20 protein-coding genes are annotated in these 16,020 nt (G+C 69.9%); 9 read left to right on the plus strand and 11 right to left on the minus strand.

The window, feature by feature from the left end; translation table 11 throughout:
- Positions 1 to 29: 29 nt before the first annotated feature.
- Positions 30 to 935: an NAD(+) diphosphatase gene (gene nudC / locus FHG66_RS11495; protein WP_139076894.1), complete on the minus strand. Its 906-nt coding sequence runs from the start codon at positions 933 to 935 to the stop codon at positions 30 to 32.
- A 115-nt stretch (positions 936 to 1,050) separates the two neighbouring features.
- On the opposite strand from nudC, the gene FHG66_RS11500 reads away from it, so the two are divergent.
- Complete coding sequence (locus FHG66_RS11500) at positions 1,051 to 2,907, plus strand: 5'-nucleotidase C-terminal domain-containing protein (RefSeq protein ID WP_139076895.1); 1,857 nt, start codon at positions 1,051 to 1,053, stop codon at positions 2,905 to 2,907.
- A 58-nt stretch (positions 2,908 to 2,965) separates the two neighbouring features.
- Positions 2,966 to 3,619 carry an HAD family hydrolase gene (locus FHG66_RS11505; protein ID WP_139076896.1) on the plus strand — a complete coding sequence of 218 codons (654 nt, stop codon included), beginning with the start codon at positions 2,966 to 2,968 and terminating at the stop codon, positions 3,617 to 3,619.
- Here FHG66_RS11505 and FHG66_RS11510 read toward each other — a convergent pair.
- Together FHG66_RS11510 and rpsU are read right to left on the minus strand one after the other, a co-directional pair.
- Entirely contained in the window at positions 3,616 to 4,197 is a 582-nt protein-coding gene (locus FHG66_RS11510) for a histidine phosphatase family protein (protein WP_139076897.1), read from the minus strand. The genes FHG66_RS11505 and FHG66_RS11510 overlap by 4 nt on opposite strands.
- Positions 4,198 to 4,298: 101 nt before the next feature.
- Positions 4,299 to 4,505: a 30S ribosomal protein S21 gene (gene rpsU, locus FHG66_RS11515; protein WP_037282216.1), complete on the minus strand. Its 207-nt coding sequence runs from the start codon at positions 4,503 to 4,505 to the stop codon at positions 4,299 to 4,301.
- A gap of 112 nt (positions 4,506 to 4,617) precedes the next feature.
- On the opposite strand from rpsU, the gene FHG66_RS11520 reads away from it, so the two are divergent.
- From FHG66_RS11520 to FHG66_RS11545, 6 genes are all read left to right on the plus strand, one after another.
- Complete coding sequence (locus tag FHG66_RS11520; RefSeq protein WP_139076898.1) at positions 4,618 to 5,325, plus strand: COQ9 family protein; 708 nt, start codon at positions 4,618 to 4,620, stop codon at positions 5,323 to 5,325.
- A gap of 8 nt (positions 5,326 to 5,333) precedes the next feature.
- Entirely contained in the window at positions 5,334 to 6,305 is a 972-nt protein-coding gene (locus tag FHG66_RS11525; RefSeq protein WP_176556222.1) for an NAD(P)H-quinone oxidoreductase, read from the plus strand.
- A gap of 67 nt (positions 6,306 to 6,372) precedes the next feature.
- Positions 6,373 to 6,594 carry a hypothetical protein gene (locus FHG66_RS11530; protein ID WP_139076900.1) on the plus strand — a complete coding sequence of 74 codons (222 nt, stop codon included), beginning with the start codon at positions 6,373 to 6,375 and terminating at the stop codon, positions 6,592 to 6,594.
- Positions 6,595 to 6,607: 13 nt separating this feature from the next.
- Entirely contained in the window at positions 6,608 to 6,796 is a 189-nt protein-coding gene (locus tag FHG66_RS11535; protein WP_139076901.1) for a hypothetical protein, read from the plus strand.
- 138 nt (positions 6,797 to 6,934) lie between these two features.
- Complete coding sequence (locus FHG66_RS11540; RefSeq protein ID WP_139076902.1) at positions 6,935 to 7,693, plus strand: electron transfer flavoprotein subunit beta/FixA family protein; 759 nt, start codon at positions 6,935 to 6,937, stop codon at positions 7,691 to 7,693.
- Complete coding sequence (locus FHG66_RS11545; RefSeq protein WP_139076903.1) at positions 7,693 to 8,619, plus strand: electron transfer flavoprotein subunit alpha/FixB family protein; 927 nt, start codon at positions 7,693 to 7,695, stop codon at positions 8,617 to 8,619. Before FHG66_RS11540 ends, FHG66_RS11545 begins: the two co-directional genes overlap by 1 nt.
- Here FHG66_RS11545 and FHG66_RS11550 read toward each other — a convergent pair.
- Positions 8,603 to 9,412 carry a DUF6473 family protein gene (locus FHG66_RS11550; protein ID WP_139076904.1) on the minus strand — a complete coding sequence of 270 codons (810 nt, stop codon included), beginning with the start codon at positions 9,410 to 9,412 and terminating at the stop codon, positions 8,603 to 8,605. The genes FHG66_RS11545 and FHG66_RS11550 overlap by 17 nt on opposite strands.
- 148 nt (positions 9,413 to 9,560) lie before the next feature.
- Here FHG66_RS11550 and FHG66_RS11555 point away from each other — a divergent pair, with 148 nt between their 5' ends.
- Entirely contained in the window at positions 9,561 to 10,436 is an 876-nt protein-coding gene (locus tag FHG66_RS11555) for a 3-hydroxybutyryl-CoA dehydrogenase (RefSeq protein WP_139076905.1), read from the plus strand.
- Positions 10,437 to 10,439: 3 nt separating this feature from the next.
- On the opposite strand, the gene FHG66_RS11560 is transcribed toward FHG66_RS11555, so the two are convergent.
- From FHG66_RS11560 to FHG66_RS11590, 7 genes are all read right to left on the minus strand, one after another.
- Positions 10,440 to 11,300, minus strand: a complete 861-nt coding sequence (locus FHG66_RS11560; protein WP_139076906.1) for a lysophospholipid acyltransferase family protein — start codon at positions 11,298 to 11,300, stop codon at positions 10,440 to 10,442.
- 18 nt (positions 11,301 to 11,318) lie between these two features.
- Positions 11,319 to 11,588 carry an HPr family phosphocarrier protein gene (locus tag FHG66_RS11565; RefSeq protein ID WP_139076907.1) on the minus strand — a complete coding sequence of 90 codons (270 nt, stop codon included), beginning with the start codon at positions 11,586 to 11,588 and terminating at the stop codon, positions 11,319 to 11,321.
- The gene (locus FHG66_RS11570) at positions 11,588 to 12,001 is read right to left on the minus strand and encodes a PTS sugar transporter subunit IIA (RefSeq protein WP_139076908.1); all 414 of its coding nucleotides are present in this window, start codon (positions 11,999 to 12,001) and stop codon (positions 11,588 to 11,590) included. Before FHG66_RS11570 ends, FHG66_RS11565 begins: the two co-directional genes overlap by 1 nt.
- A gap of 81 nt (positions 12,002 to 12,082) precedes the next feature.
- The gene (rapZ, locus tag FHG66_RS11575) at positions 12,083 to 13,021 is read right to left on the minus strand and encodes an RNase adapter RapZ (protein ID WP_139076909.1); all 939 of its coding nucleotides are present in this window, start codon (positions 13,019 to 13,021) and stop codon (positions 12,083 to 12,085) included.
- Positions 13,018 to 13,461, minus strand: coding sequence for an HPr kinase/phosphorylase (locus tag FHG66_RS11580; protein WP_139076910.1), 444 nt, complete (start codon positions 13,459 to 13,461; stop codon positions 13,018 to 13,020). The genes rapZ and FHG66_RS11580 overlap by 4 nt, the downstream gene beginning before the upstream one ends.
- A 10-nt stretch (positions 13,462 to 13,471) precedes the next feature.
- Positions 13,472 to 15,250: a sensor histidine kinase gene (locus tag FHG66_RS11585; protein WP_139076911.1), complete on the minus strand. Its 1,779-nt coding sequence runs from the start codon at positions 15,248 to 15,250 to the stop codon at positions 13,472 to 13,474.
- A gap of 3 nt (positions 15,251 to 15,253) precedes the next feature.
- Positions 15,254 to 15,955, minus strand: a complete 702-nt coding sequence (locus tag FHG66_RS11590; protein WP_139076912.1) for a response regulator transcription factor — start codon at positions 15,953 to 15,955, stop codon at positions 15,254 to 15,256.
- Positions 15,956 to 16,020 lie beyond the last annotated feature (65 nt).

Consider the following 16,020-nt stretch of genomic DNA (forward strand, 5'->3'; position numbering starts at 1 on the left):
CTGGGGGCTGGGGGCTGGGTACGGGCGGCTCAGTCGAGCCGATCCGCCAGCCATTCGCGCAGCAGGAACCCGGCGATGGCGCCATCGCGCGGCGCGCGGATCTCGGGGTCCTCCCCGGCGAACACCCGCATCATCCTCTCGCGCGGGACCCAGAGCGCGGCCTCCAGCTCGTGGGGGTCCACCGTGATGTCTCCGGTGAGCGCCTCGCCCCGGCAGCCCAGCATCAGGGAGGCGGGAAAGGGCCAGGGCTGGCTGGCAAGGTAGCCCACACGCCCCACGCGCACGCCCGCCTCCTCCCAGACCTCGCGGCGCACCGCGCCTTCAACCGTCTCGCCGGGCTCCATGAACCCCGCGAGCAGGGAATACATTCCTTCGGGCCACCCCGGCGAGCGTCCCACGAGGACGTCGTTGCCCCGCGTGATCAGCATGATGACGACCGGGTCCGTGCGGGGGAAATGCTGCGTGCCGCAGGCCGGGCAGTCCCGCCGCCAGCCCCCCTGCCCCATGCGGCTCGGCTGGCCGCAGGCCGCGCAGAAGCCGTGGCTCCGGTGCCAGGCCAGCACCGCCTTGGCCGTGGCCGCCAGTTCCGCGTCGCGCCGGCTCAGCCCCGCCATGACATGGCGAAGGTCGGCCCAGCGGCGGCCTTCCTCGGGGGGAACGCTGTCCTCCGGGAGGGCGGCGGCCCAGGTGCCCTCGCCATCCTCGCGGCCCAGAAACACGAAAGCGAGGCCCTGCGCGGCCATCTCCGACAGCGGCACACGGGCCAGGCGCGGCGCCTCCTCGGGCCCTTCGACCAGCGGCTCGCCCCCGCGCAGGAGGATCAGCCGGGCCCCGGGACGCGCGCTAAGCGCCGCCAGCCCCGCCTCATCCACACGCAGTTCCGCCGCCCGATCGAGGCCCGAGTCGCCGAACGTCACCCGTTCCGCTGTTTCCATTTACTCACCTATGATTTTTCTTTCCTGCTCATCAGTCGGCATCTTGCCGACAATCGCAACCTGAGATTGTTTCAGCGGACAGCTGGGGTGGCTGGGTTGATGTAGGGGGATCTTGATGGACGATGTCCATCCCGTGAGAGCGCGCCTGCGCGTGCTGGCCACGACCGATCTCCATGTCCACCTGCTGCCGCATGATTACTACGTCGACCGGCCGCTCCCGGCCACCGGCCTTGCGCAGGCCGCGCATCTGGTCCGTGATCTCCGCGCCGAGATGCCGGACGGCGCGACCCTTCTTCTCGACAACGGCGACTCCCTGACGGGCGGGCTGCTGTCCGACCTGCTCGCCGCGCGGCTCCGGGCGTTCTCGGGGCAGGGCGGGCCCGCCGATGACGGGCCGGTCCACCCGATGATCGCCGCGATGAACGCCCTGGGCTACGACGCCGCGACGCTCGGCAACCACGAGTTCGACCATGGCCTGCCCTTCCTGCGGGCTGCACTGGCGGGCGCGGCCTTTCCCTTCGTGGCCACCAACATCCTCCTTCGCGACGGACCGCCGCTCGCGCTGCCGTCGGTGGTCATCCCGCGCGAGGTCCAGGGGACGGACGGACGGCGGCACGCCCTCCGGGTCGGCCTGATCGGCCTCGCGCCGCCGCAGGTCCTCACCTGGAACGCCCTGCTCCTTGGCCGGTCGGTGGAAGCCCGCGACATCCTTGACGCCGCGCGCGAGGAGATCCCGCGCCTGCGGGCGGCGGGGGCCGACATCGTGCTCGCGCTGTGCCATTCCGGCATCGGCCCCGAGAAGCCCGCCCCGTTCATGGAAAACGCCGCCGTTCCGCTGGCCGCCCTCCCCGGCCTCGATGCGCTGGTCATCGGGCACACCCATCTGGACTTCCCGGACCCCGCCCGGCCCGCCTCGGCCGCCGTGGACCCGGCGGCGGGCACCCTGAACGGAAAGCCCGCGATCCAGCCCGGCTTCTACGGACGGCAGGTGGGCGTGCTCGATCTCGATCTGGTCCGGGGGCCGGGGGGCTGGACGGTCGCAGGCCATGAGGCCGGGCTGCGGCGCGTCACGCCCGAGACGCCCCTGGACGACGCGGTGGCCGCCGCGTCCGAAGCTGCGCACCGGACCCTGTGCGACTTTGCCCAACGGCCCATCGGGCGCACGCGGGTGGCCCTTCACAGCTACTTCTCGCAGATCAGCAGCGACGTCACGCTCGACCTCGTGGCCGATGCCAAGCGGTCCGAGGCCGCCCGCCTGCTGCGCGGCCACCCCGAGGAGGTGCTGCCCATCCTTTGCGCGGTGTCGCCCTACAAGGCGGGCGGTCGCGCGGGCCCCGACAATTACATCGACATCCCACCCGGCCCCGTGGCCCTTCGGCAGGCCGCGAGCCTTTACGTCCATCCCAACAGCCTCTGCCTCGTGGAGATCACCGGCGCGGGCCTGCGCGACTGGCTCGAGCGCAGCATGTCCCAGTTCCGGACCCTGGTTCCCGGCGCGACCGACCAGCCGCTGATCGACCCGACCTTCCCGTCCTACAACTTCGACACGATCGACGGCCTGACCTGGATGACAGACCTGTCGGGGCCCGCCCGCAACGACGCCAAGGGCCAGGTGATCCACCCCCATGCCGCGCGGGTCCTCGACCTGCGCCACGGGGAGCGCCCCGTGGCGGACGGGGACCGCTTCGTGCTGGCGACCAACAGCTACCGCGTCGGATCGGCCCTGCCCCAGGGAGCGCGGCTCCTGTTCCAGACGGTGATGCAGATGCGCGACGTCGTCTTCGTGCACCTGCGCGGAGCCCCGCTCGCCCCACCGCCCCGGCCACGCTGGCGGTTCGCTCCGATGCCGGGGACAGCGGCCTGGTTCGACACGGGGCCTGGCGCCCTGGCGCGTCACCCGCCGACGGATCGCCGGGTGGTCCCGCTCGACGCGGCGCCGGACGGCTTCCATCGCTTCCGCCTCAGCCTCTGACCCTCGACACCGCCGGGCCCCGCCGGTATCACCCCGCGCTTAAGCCTCCGGAGGTGCAATGTCCCCGCGCTACGACGCCGTCGTCTTCGACCTCGACGGAACCCTCATCGACACCGAGTCGCTCTGCAACATCGCCGGGATGGAGGCCTGCGCCAACCTGGGCTTCCCCGTCTCGCAGGCCTTCTTCGAAAGCCTGGCGGGGATCGACGACCAGACCCGCGCCCGCATGATCGAGAACGAGACCGGCGCCACCGTGGAGCTTGAGGCCTTTCTCGCGGAATGGGACCGGCTCTGCTCCGAACGCTTCGCCCAGGGCATCCCCATCAAGGCGGGCGCGGTCGAGCTTCTGGAGCGGCTAAGCGCCGAGGGCATGCCGGTGGCCCTGGCCACCTCATCGCGCCGTGGCCCGGCCGAGGAGAAGGTCGGGCTTGCCGGCTTCGGACGGCATTTCCGCACCCTGGTGACCTTCGACGACGTGGCCGCCCCCAAGCCCGCGCCCGACCCCTACCTCCTCGCGGCCGAAAGGTTGGGCGTCCGCCCCGACCGCTGCCTCGCCTTCGAGGACAGCGAGACCGGCGCGCGCTCGGCCCAAGCGGCAGGGCTCACCGTGGTGCAGGTGCCGGACCTTCATGCGACAAAAGGCGCGCATGCCCATCATGTGGCCCCGTCGCTGCTCGAAGGCGCGGTGCTGGCGGGGCTGATCGAATGCTAAGGCTCGGGCGGCGCGTCCTCCATCGGGCGCCAGTCATGCAGAACGGCGGCGGGCTCCAGCGTGAACCCCAGGTGGTTGCCGCCGCCATCCGGCTGGTCCTCGCGGCGCGAGATCGGCCGCCCGCCCAGCGCGCATTTGAGCAGCGTTCCCACGGCGCCGTGCCCTACCACCAGTGTCGGCACGTCCGGCGCCTCGTCGATCACGGCCCGCACCGCATCCAGAATGCGCGCCTGCGCGTTCCTCGCGGTTTCCCAGCCGAGCGCTGATCTGTCGGGGTGGGCAAAGAACAGGTCCGCCACGGCCTCGAACTCCGCGCGCGGCAGGAATCCGGTGGCGCTGCGGTCGTTCTCGTGAAGGCCCGGGCGCACCTCGACCATCAGGCCCAGCGCCGCGCCCAGCACCGCCGCCGTATCCCACGCCTTGGTTTCCTCACTCGCGACGATGCGGCGGAAGGCCCGCAGCCACGGCCGGGCCGCCAATGCCTCCGTGCGGGCCAGCCCCTGGGCGGACAAGCCCCAGAGCGGAACCGGCACGGTCGGGTCGATCCGCACCTGCGGATGCGTCAGATATAGATGCATGGCGCGTTCTCGCGCCAACCTCGGGTCCGATCAACGGAAAAACCCCCGGAGCCGATGGCCCGCGGGGGTCTGACCATTGATCAGGCGTCAGCCCAAGTAGCTCAGAGGAGCCCTTCGCGCTGCAGCTTCTTGCGGGCGAGTTTGCGCTGGCGACGGATCGCCTCGGCCTTCTCGCGCGCTTTCTTCTCGGACGGCTTCTCGAAATGCTGCTTGAGCTTCATTTCACGGAATACGCCCTCGCGCTGCAACTTCTTCTTGAGCGCGCGCAGCGCCTGGTCGACGTTGTTGTCGCGAACAGAGACCTGCATGTGGTAGTCACCACCTTTCCGGGTTCGAGTTTCGCATGGTAATGCAGGAGGTCCGGCCTATAGCAAGGGAGGGACGGCCTGTCCAGCGCCGCCGCCAAGGGGGACATCAACGATGACCGACATCGATCCGGCCACCGACTTCGGGACCGATCCGACGCGCGCCGCGCTCTTGCGCGCGATCCTGCCGCATGTCCCGTTCGACGGCTGGTCCGAGACTGCCTTCGCCACCGCCGCCAGGGAAACCGAGGTCACGCTTGAGGAAGCCCGTGCCGCCGCGCCGCGCGGTGCGCTCGACCTTGCGGCGGAATGGCACCGCCAGGGCGATCGCCTGATGCTGCGGGCGCTTCGCGAGGCCGACCTGACCCAGATGCGGATGCGCGACCGGATCGCCTTTGCCATTAAGACCCGCATGTCCGCCCTGCCCGAGCGCGAGGCCCTGCGCCGCTCCACCGCGCTGTTCGCCCTGCCTCAAAACGCCGCCTTGGGGGCGCGGCTCCTGTGGGAAACGGCGGACGGCATCTGGACCGCGCTGGGCGACGCTTCGCGCGATGGCAACTGGTACTCCAAGCGCGCCACGCTGGCGGCTGTGCTCGCCTCCGTGGTGCTGTACCGGCTGGGCGACGAATCACCCGGGCTGGAACGGACGCGCGCCTTCATCGACCGGCGGATCGACGGCGTCATGGCCTTCGAGAAGTGGAAGGCCGGCGCCAAGGACAACCCGGTCCTGCGCCCCCTCGTCCGTCCGCTGAGCTGGATCATGGGCCAGATCCACGCGCCGTCGCGCCCCGACCTTCCCGGCGGCTGGAGGTCCGGGGAGTGACGCCGGTGATGCGCGCCGTCGCCATATCCCAGCCCGGCGGGCCCGAGGTCCTGACCCCGGTCCAGCGTCCCATGCCCGAACCGGGGCATGGCGAGGTGCGGATCAGGCTGCACTATGCCGGGGTGAACCGGCCCGACGCGCTCCAGCGCGCAGGGGCCTATGCCCCGCCGCCCGGAGCCTCGGACCTGCCGGGGCTGGAGGGCGCGGGCGTGGTGGATGCCTTGGGGCCGGGCGTGACCGAGCTTGCGCCGGGCCAAGAGGTCTGCGCTCTCCTGCCCGGCGGCGGCTACGCCGAGCACGCCATCGCCCCCGCTGCCCACTGCCTGCCGGTTCCCCCTGGCCTGTCGCTGCGCGAGGCCGCCGCCCTGCCCGAGACGTTCTTCACCGTCTGGTCCAACGTGGTCATGCGCGGCGGGCTTGGCGGCGGCGAGCGTTTCCTTGTCCACGGCGGCGCCTCCGGCATCGGCACCACCGCGATCCAGCTGGCCAAGGCTCTGGGCGCGCGGGTCTGGGCGACCGCCGGCGGCCCCGACCGCGCCCGCGCCTGCGAGGCGCTGGGGGCCGAACGCGGCATCGACCGGCATGCCGAGGACTTCGTGGAGATCCTGCGCGCCGAGGGCGGCGCGGACCTGATTCTCGACATGGTGGGCGGGCCTTACCTTCCGCGCAATCTCCTGGCGCTGGCCGATGACGGCCGCCTCGTCCAGATCGCGTTCCTCCAGGGTCCCAAGGCCGAGATCGACCTGAACCAGGTCATGCGCCGCCGCCTGACGATCACCGGCTCCACCCTCCGCCCCCAGTCCGTCGCGCAAAAGGCTCGCATCGCCGAGGAGCTGCGCCGCGAGGCCTGGCCTCTCATCGCCTCGGGCCGCGTCCGCCCGGTGATGGACGCCGAGTTCGCGCTGGAGGACGCCGCCGAGGCGCATCGTCGGCTCGAATCCAACGAGGTCCTGGGCAAGATCGTCCTCCGGATCGCGTGATCCAGGGTTGGCAGGGGCGGACGGGGCCCTAGCTGCCCATCCCCGACCCTTTCAGGAGCCACCGATCATGGCAGGCACCAACGAAGACGACGATTCCAGAGGCAACCCCGGCGGCATGTTCGCCGACAAGGGCGACGCCCAGAACGGCAAGAGCACCGACTGGATCCAGGGCGCCGGCATGGGCGGCACCAAGGCCCAGGACCACGCCGACCGCCGCGGCAAGGCGGGACAGGGCATGGTGGACAAGGGCGGCCCCCTCGAGGGCAGCACCGACACCCCCAGCCAGTAAGCAGGAGAACACCATGAGCCGAGTCGATACCGCATCCGGTCTGGGTGGAGGCAAGCTGACCGAGGACACGCCCCCCTCCGGCCAGCCCCAGACCGAGACGCCCGCGCCCAACTCGGGCACGCTGCACGAAAAGCGCGACGACGTGGAGAACGAGTCCGGCAAGGCCGGACCCGACGGCAAGGGCGCAGGCCAGCAAGGCTGAGCGCCGCAAGGCAAAGCGCGTCACGAGGACGTTCAAACGCGGCGTCCCCGTGACGCGAACGGTCGGTTTCCCCCTGTCGTTCGCGTCCCGGGCGGGCTAACACCTGCTCCAAAATCATCCCAAGGGGGAGTTGCGCCCATGAAGGTCCTCGTGCCCGTGAAGCGCGTGATCGACTACAACGTGAAGGTCCGCGTGCGCGCGGATGGCTCGGGCGTCGATCTCGCCAACGTCAAGATGTCGATGAACCCCTTCGACGAGATCGCCGTCGAGGAGGCCATCCGCCTCAAGGAACAGGGCACTGCCACCGAGGTCGTGGCCGTCTCCATCGGCGTCAGGCAGGCGCAGGAAACGCTGCGCACCGCACTCGCCATGGGCGCGGACCGCGCAATCCTTGTGATCGCGTCCGAGGACGTCCACCAGGACATCGAGCCCCTCGCCGTGGCCAAGATCCTCGCCGGCGTCGTCAAGGAGGAGGCCCCCGGCCTCGTCCTCTGCGGCAAGCAGGCCATCGACAACGACATGAACGCCACGGGCCAGATGCTGGCCGCGCTCCTGGGCTGGGGCCAGGCCACCTTCGCCTCCGAGCTCAAGGTCGAGGGCGAGCAGGCCACCGTGGTGCGCGAGGTCGATGGCGGCCTTCAGGCGATCCGCGTCAGAATGCCCGCTGTGGTCACCGTGGACCTGCGCATGAACGAGCCGCGCTACGCCTCGCTCCCCAACATCATGAAGGCCAAGAAGAAGCCGCTGGAGGAAAAGACCCCCGCCGACTACGGCGTGGACGTCACCCCCCGGCTGTCGGTCGTCAAGACCACAGAGCCCGCGTCGCGCAAGGCGGGCGTGATGGCCAAGTCGGTCGATGAACTCGTGGACATGATCAAGGGCGCGGGGCTGGTCTGATGGCAACTCTTCTCATCGGTGAAGTGACGGACGGCCAGCTGGGCCTCGATGCCACGGCCAAGGCGGTCACGGCGGCCCAAGCCCTGGGCGAGGTGCACGTGCTCTGCGCCGGGGCCTCCGCGCGCGGCGCGGCCGAGCAGGCGGCCCAGATCCAGGGCGTGGCCAAGGTGCTGGTCGCCGAGGACCCCGCGCTGGGTCACCGCCTCGCCGAGCCCACGGCGGCGCTGATCGTCCAGCTCGCGGCCTCCTACTCCCATGTCGTGGCCCCCGCGACCACGGACGCCAAGAACGTGCTGCCCCGCGTGGCCGCGCTTCTCGACGTGATGGTGATCTCGGACGTCACGGGCGTGGTGGACGCCGACACCTTCGAGCGGCCGATCTACGCCGGCAACGCCATCCAGACCGTCAAGTCCTCGGACCCGGTCAAGGTCGCGACCATCCGCACGGCGGGCTTCGACGCGGCCGCCTTGGGCAACTCCGCCCCGATCGAGGCGGCGCCGGGCGCCTCGGACCCCGGCCTGTCGCAGTGGATCGAGGATCGCACCGCGCATTCGGGTCGCCCCGAGCTCACCTCGGCCCCCGTGGTGGTGTCGGGCGGACGCGGCATCGGCTCCAAGGACGGCTTCGCCATCGTGGAAGGCCTTGCCGACAAGCTGGGCGCGGCGGTCGGTGCCTCGCGCGCGGCGGTGGACGCGGGCTATGCCCCGAACGACTGGCAGGTCGGCCAGACCGGCAAGGTCGTGGCCCCCAACCTTTACGTCGCGCTGGGCATTTCCGGCGCCATCCAGCACTTGGCGGGGATGAAGGACTCCAAGTTCATCGTCGCCATCAACAAGGACGCCGAGGCGCCGATCTTCCAGGTCGCCGACTTCGGCCTCGTGGCCGACCTGTTCACGGCCGTGCCGGAACTCACCGAGAAGCTGTAAGGCGCACGCTCTCCCGGGCCAGGCAGGCCCGGACCGGATCCAGAAGCGCGGCCGCCACCCTTTGGTGCGCGGCCGCGTCCGTTTCCAGGACCGCCTCGTCCCCCGCAAAGGCCATGGCCACGTCCAGCACCTGGGGCCGCAGCGCATCGATCATCGCCGGGGTCACGAATGTCGGCTCGGGGCCAAGGATGTCGTCGGAGTCCGACAGGCTGCCCGGCGCACGGGCCGCGGTCCAGACCAGCAGCACCCGAGGCCCGATCCGGTCCAGAAGCGTCCGCATCCGCGCAAGCCAAGCCATCTGCAATTCCTCCCGCACGATGTCGAAACGCTCGGGCATCGCGTCGTGCAGATGCTGGAGAAGATGCCGCGTGAAGCAGACATCGGCAAAGTCCACATCCGGGTAGATGGCCCGAAGCGAGGGCGAGGCGCGCAGGAACCGGTCGTTTCGGCGGGGATGCACGGAATAAAGCCGGTTCGACAGGTTCGCCGCACCCATCACCTCGACCACGGTCAGGACCGCGTCCCGGCAGGCGGTGCCCACCAGCGGATCGCCCAGGAACGCCTCGACCGAGGCGTTCACCTGGCCGAAGTTCACGCACACCTCGCCCAACTCCTCCTCCAGCAAGGCCGGAAAGGGCCGCGGCACCAGCCGCCCATGGGTCGCGCTGCCGCCGACAAAGGCGATGTGACGTCCGTCCAACGGTCGAGGCGGCCCGCGAAAGATCATGCGCGAACGACCGTAACGACATGGCTCATGGCCCACCCCCGCTTCCAGAAGCGTGTCGTGTTTCATGGTCCTCACCACAAAAATTCCATCTCTGTGGCAGAATCGCGGCTAAAGATTGCAAAAGTCTTAAAGCTCGGATTGTCGCGAATCCGGGACCCTTGCGCGCCGGGAACCCCTCCCTCATGCTGCAGGGCGGCATCAGACGGAGGGCGCGATGACGATCAGGATGGTGGGCGTCGTGGGCGCGGGCCAGATGGGCGTCGGCATCGCCCATGTCCTTGCGCTTAAGGGCTATGAGGTGCTCCTGACCGATACCAACCCCGATGCGCGGGCCGCCGCGCCGGGGCTCGTGGGCCGCAACCTCGACCGGCAGGTGGCCAAGGGCAGCGTCACCGCCCAGGACAAGGCCGCGGCCTTGGGCCGCCTCCGCGTCACGCCCGAACTGTCTCTTTTGGGTCAGACCGACCTCGTGATCGAGGCCGCGACCGAGCGGGAGCAGGTCAAGACCGCGATTTTCGAATCACTGGTCCCCCATCTCGCGTCCCACACGATGCTGGCCACCAACACCTCCTCGATCTCGATCACCAGGCTGGCCAGCCGCACAGACCGGCCCGAGAAGTTCCTGGGCGTCCATTTCATGAACCCCGTCCCCCTGATGCAACTCGTGGAGCTGATCCGGGGCATCGCCACCGACGAGGCGACCTTCGGGGCCGCGCTGGCCCTGGTGGAAAGCCTGGGCAAGACCGCCGCCACGGCCGAGGACTTTCCGGCCTTCATCGTCAACCGCATCCTGATCCCCATGATCAACGAGGCGATCTACGCCCTGTTCGAAGGCGTGGGCACCGTGACCTCCATCGACACGGCCATGAAGCTTGGGGCGAATCACCCCATGGGGCCGCTGGAACTGGCGGACTTCATCGGGCTCGACACCTGCCTTGCCATCATGAACGTGCTCCATGACGGCTTCGCGGACACCAAGTACCGCCCCTGCCCGCTGTTGGCCAAGTACGTCGAGGCCGGGTGGCTCGGTCGCAAGACCAAGCGGGGCTTCTACGACTACCGAGGCGAGACGCCGGTGCCGACGCGCTGACGCTCAGAGCGCCAGCGTCCGCTCCCGCAGCCAGGCCATGAAGGCGCGCGGGTCGTTCCAGCGGGGCTCCATCTCTTCCGGGCGGATCGGCTCCCCCACGACCGGAGCCTGGGGCCGGTCCATGGCATGCACGATCTCGCGCAACAGCAGCCCCTGGCGCAGCGTGGGCGACAGGCAGGCGGCGATCTGGTAGGCGCGCGAATTCGCACCCGGAAAGCGGACCGGCAGCACCGTGGCCCCCGACAGGCGGATCAGCTTGGCGGTGAACAGGTTCCACTCGGCCTCGACCGGCGGCCCGAAGGGCGTCCGCGCCGAGGCCACGACGCCCGAGGGGAACAGCGCCAGCAGCCCCCCAGAGGCCAGTTGCGCCATCGCCTGCGCCCGCATCGCCATCATGCGCGCCTGGGCGTTGGGCTCGTGCGGGAAGGGCACGGGGATCATGAAACCCGAGGCCGAAGGGTCGATCCCCGTCAGGATCGCGCGGGTCAGGATGCGGTAGTCGGGCCGCACCCGCCCGACCAGTTCGGCCAGCACCATTCCGTCCACAAGACCGTGCGGATGGTTCGCCACCAGCACCACCGGCCCGCTACGGGGAATGCGCGCGACCTGCTCGGGCGGGGTGAGAAGCTCGACGCCCATGACCTCCAGCGCGGCGCTCCAGAAGGCCTGCCCCTTGGGCGCACCCCGCCGCTCGAAGACGCGCACGCGACGCAGGATCTCGGGCTTGGCGGTGATCCATTCCACGGCGCGGATCGCATGCCGCTTCCAGGGGTCCGGAAAGGTGTTGGAGTAGGTCAGGCTGCGGCGATCATAGACCTGCGCGGCCTCTCTTTCGTAGGCGACCCCGCGGCCCGGCTGGCTCATGACGGCTGCCGGGGCAGGTCAGTCCTCCTCGCCGAACCGATCGGCGACCAGCGCGGCGATCGCATCGGCCAGCCTGTCGGCCTCCGGCCCCTCGGTCTCGACCTCGATTTCGCTGCCCTTGCCGGCTGCGAGCATCAGGAGGCCCATGATGCTGTCCCCCGACGTGGACGTTCCGTCCTTGGACACGGTGGCTTGCGCGTCAAACCCTTCGACCACCTCGACCAACCGGGCCGAGGCGCGGGCGTGCAGGCCCTTGATGTTGACGATGCGCAGGCGGCGGTGCGCCATCAGGTGCCCACCGCCCGACCCATGTCCTCTCCGACGACCTGACTGTCGATGTACTTGCGGCCCGCGTCCATGGCGGCCGCGACGGCGTCCGGCACCGACTTGCGCCGCGACTTGGCCAGCTTGATGAGCATGGGAAGATTGGCGCCATACAGGATGCGCCGGTTCGACGGCCCGCAGGCCCGGAGCGACAGGTTCGACGGCGAGCCGCCGAACATGTCCGTCACCACCACCACGCCGTCGCCTTCGTCCACGGCGTCGGCGGCGTCGCAGATCTCGGTCTGCTTCTGGGCGCGGTCATCCTCGGGCTGGATGGTGATGGCCCTGACGCCAGGCTGCCGGCCCACCACATGCTCCACGGCGGCCAGGTATTCCTTGGCAAGGCCGCCATGCGCCACGATCACGATCCCGATCATCGGCAGCACCCCCGAAGGGTCGTGATCCCGATGCCATTCATACCGGTTGTCCCAAAAGGACCAGGTTCGCGTCCGACCACGTCATTGCCCTCGGACCGCGCCACCGGCTTCGGCCCGCCGTTCCAATTCCCGATGCCGTTTAGACACCCGCCATCCATCCTCTGCAAGGGCCTGGGCCAGCCTTTCCGCCACAGTGACGGAACGGTGTTGCCCCCCAGTGCAGCCCAACCCGATCGCGAGATGCGACTTCCCCTCGTCCCGGTAGGCTGGGAGCAGCATGGCGGCAAGATCCTTCAACCGGGTAAAGAAGGGCTCGAAGCGGGGATCCTCCTCCACATAGGCGGCGACGGCCATGTCCCGCCCGTCCAGCGGACGCAGCCCGGCATCCCAGTGCGGGTTGCGCAGGAAGCGGCAGTCCATCACGACATCGAGGCTCGGCGGCAGCCCCCGCTTGTACGAGAAGCTCTCGACCGAAACGGTCAGGGGCCGCCCGCCCGGTGGGGCGAACCACCGTTCGACCGTGGCACGCAGTTCGTGCGGCGTCAGGGCGCTGGTATCGATCAGGATGTCGGCGCGGGCGCGGATCGGCGCCAGCAACGCCCGCTCGGCCGCGATGCCGGTGGCGGGCGCCCCATCGGGCGACAGGGGATGGGGACGCCGCGTTTCCGAGAAGCGCCGCAGCAGCACCTCCTCGGCGCAGTCGAGGAACAGGATCTCGGCCGGGCCACCGAACATCGCAGCCAGCCGGTCGGGCGTCCGCACCAGGGCACCCGCCGCGAAGTCGCGGTTGCGCACATCGAGGCCCAGCGCCAGAGGCCGTTCCAGCGGCGGCCCCTTGGCCAGGCGCGGCAGGAAGGACAGCGGCAGGTTGTCGATCACCTCGTAGCCCAGATCCTCCAGCGCCCGGATCGCCGTGGAGCGACCCGCGCCCGAAGGCCCGGTGACAAGCACGATTCGGTGCGCCTCGTCCGAGGAGGCGGGACCGCATGGGACTGGGGGGAGCGCAAGGGAGCGCGTCATGTGAGCCTCTGGGGCGCCGGACAGGCCCGGCCCGCTTTCACATATTGAAGGATGGCCGGCGCGAAATGGCCGGTCGCGGGCTTGTGAAGACACGGGAGGGGAACCCCCAGAAGCGTGACATCCCGCCACGGCGGCAGGCGCTGCGCCTCCGTCTGATCCAGGTCCACAACCAGGGCCACCAACGCCTCCTCCACCGTCCGGGCCTTCAGTAGGCCCACACAGCGCGCTTCGATCAAGCCCCGGATCGCAGCGGGGCAGCGAGCCACCACCGCACCGTCCCCCGCGTGCAACTCGGTCCGGTCGTCGGCCACGAGGCGCGCCCCCAGCGCCATGAGGTCCAGGGCCAGCGCGGACTTGCCGCTGCCCGAGGCGCCCCGGATCAGGATGCCCCGCCCGCGCCAGGCGACGGTGCTGGCATGAAGGATCAGCGGGCCGGGCATCGCGGCCCGCTCAGAGCGGCAGCCCGACGACGAATCGCGCGCCCAAGGGGTCCGAGGTCGGGTCGGCCTCGGTGGGGCGGATGTTCTCGGCCCAGATCACGCCGCCATGCGCCTCGACGATCTGCTTCGAGATGGCGAGCCCCAGCCCCGAGTTGTTGCCGAACTGCCCGGCGGGCCGTTCGCTGTAGAAACGCTGGAAGATCTTCTGGAGCGCATCCTCCGGGATGCCCGGCCCCGTGTCCTCCACGACGACCAGCACCCGGTTGTCGCGCCGCCGCGCCCAGACGCGGATCGCGTCGCCGTCCTCGCAGAACGAGATGGCGTTGGACAGCAGGTTGACGAAGACCTGCGCGAGCCGCCCTTCCAGCCCCCGGATGATGATCGGCGCGGGCGGCAGGTCGGTGATGAAGTCGATGCCCTTGGCGCGGGCCTCCTCGCCCAGGTACTCGTCGAGGGAGGTGAGCATCTTGAGGAGGTCGAAGGGCTTCTCCTCCTCCTTGACGAGTTCGCTGTCGAGCCGCGAGGCGTTGGAGATGTCGGAGACCAGCCGGTCAAGCCGCCGGACGTCGTGCTCGATGATCTCCAGAAGCTTCTGCCGCTGGTCGTCGCGCTTGGCAAAGGGAAAGCTCCCCACGGCCGAGCGCAGGGAGGCCAGCGGGTTCTTGATCTCGTGGGCCACATCGGCCGCGAACTGCTCGTTGGCCTCGATCCGCTCGTAGAGCGCGGACACCATGCCCCGCAGCGCCGCCGACAGGCGCCCGATCTCGTCGGGGCGGGCGGTGAGGTCGGGGATCCTCACGCGCGAGGGCGACATGGAGCGGGCGTTGCGGTCGCGCCCGGACTCGGCGGCGGCGGCCAGATCCGACAGCGGATTGGCGATGGTGGAGGCCAGCACGAGGCTCAGCCCGATCGAGATGAGCACCCCAACGATGAACATGCGCAGCACCTGTTCGCGCTCGCGGCGGACCAGGGCCTCGATCTCGCCGGCGGCGCTGCGCAGGACCACCACGCCCACGGTCTGCCCCGCCGCCTGCACCGGCGCGGCCACGGTGAACACGGTCCGGCCTTCGTCGTCCGCCAGCATGTCCAGGGACGGCCCATGAACCAGGGCACGGGCCACGATCTGGCCCGGCGCGGCCAGTCCGGGCACGCCCTCCCCCGTGGCCGGGACGGCCTCGGAGGCGAGCAGGCCCGAGATCCGCTCCCAGATGCCATTGAGGAAGTCGGTGAGGACGCTGCCCGGCACCCCGGACGTCAGGGTCGGGGGCATCTCGCCCTTTCCGGCCGTTACCGCCACCAGATCCCCTCGGGCGTCGAACAGGTAGGCCGCGGCCCCGTCATGAAGGTGGATGCGGGTAAAGGCTTCGGCCAGGCCGGGCTGCCCATCGAGGTCCGTGGCCCCGGGGGCCAGCCGCGCCTCGACCACATCGGTCACGAGCCCGGTCTCGCTGACCAGCCCCCGCGCGCGCTGCTCGGCCAAGCTGTCGCGCGACGGCGTGAGCCAGAGCATCTCGGCGACAAGGAGGATCAGGCCGATCAGGTTGAAGATGATGATCTTGCGCGCCAGCGGCGAGCGCTGGAGCGTGATCAGGCTGCGCAGGCGCGTGCGCCCCAGCCGCCCTTCGGGGCTGACCCAGTCATCGCCCAGGATGACCTCGGCCCCCGGCGCGGCTCGGCGGCCGCCCGTGTTCGCCGCGTCCCGGATCGCAAAGGCGTGCAACGCCCGCCGCACCGAGTTCAGGTCGCGCACGTCGACCTTCTGGGATCCCTCATCGGGCCCGGAGGCCATGGCTCACTCTTCGTTGTAGCGGTAACCGATGCCGTAAAGCGTCTCGATGGCCGAAAAGTCATCGTCCACCGTTCGCATCTTCTTGCGCAGCCGCTTGATGTGGCTGTCGATGGTGCGGTCATCGACATAGACCTGATCGTCGTAGGCCACGTCCATGAGCTGATCGCGGGACTTCACGAACCCCGGCCGCTGCGCAAGCGCCTGCAGCAGCAGGAACTCGGTCACCGTAAGGGACACGTCCCGACCCTTCCACTTCACCGCGTGGCGCAGCGGGTCCATGACAAGGTTGCCGCGCACAAGGGCGCGCGCTTCGGCCTCGGGCTCGGAGATTTCGACGGACTGGGCTTCCTGGCGGCGGAGAAGCGCGCGAATGCGCTCCACCAGCAGGCGCTGGGAGAAGGGCTTCTTGACGTAGTCGTCGGCCCCCATGCGCAGGCCCAGCACCTCGTCGATCTCGTCGTCCTTGGAGGTCAGGAAGATCACCGGGATCGAGGACTTCTGGCGCAGGCGCTGGAGCAGGTCCATGCCGTCCATCCGGGGCATCTTGATGTCGAGCACCGCCAGTTCGGGCATCCGCTTGCTGAAGGCGTCCAGGGCCGACTGTCCGTCATTGTAGGTTTCGACCTCGAAGCCTTCGGCTTCCAGCGTCATGGAAACGGACGTCAGGATATTCCTGTCGTCGTCCACCAGAGCGATCTTCGACATCCCGATGTCCCTCGTTTGTGGTATTTCAAGGCCCTCGGCCAGTTAATTCAGGGCCGCTCTGTCAC

Source organism: Rubellimicrobium rubrum, assembly GCF_006152115.1.
GTDB lineage: Bacteria > Pseudomonadota > Alphaproteobacteria > Rhodobacterales > Rhodobacteraceae > Rubellimicrobium > Rubellimicrobium rubrum.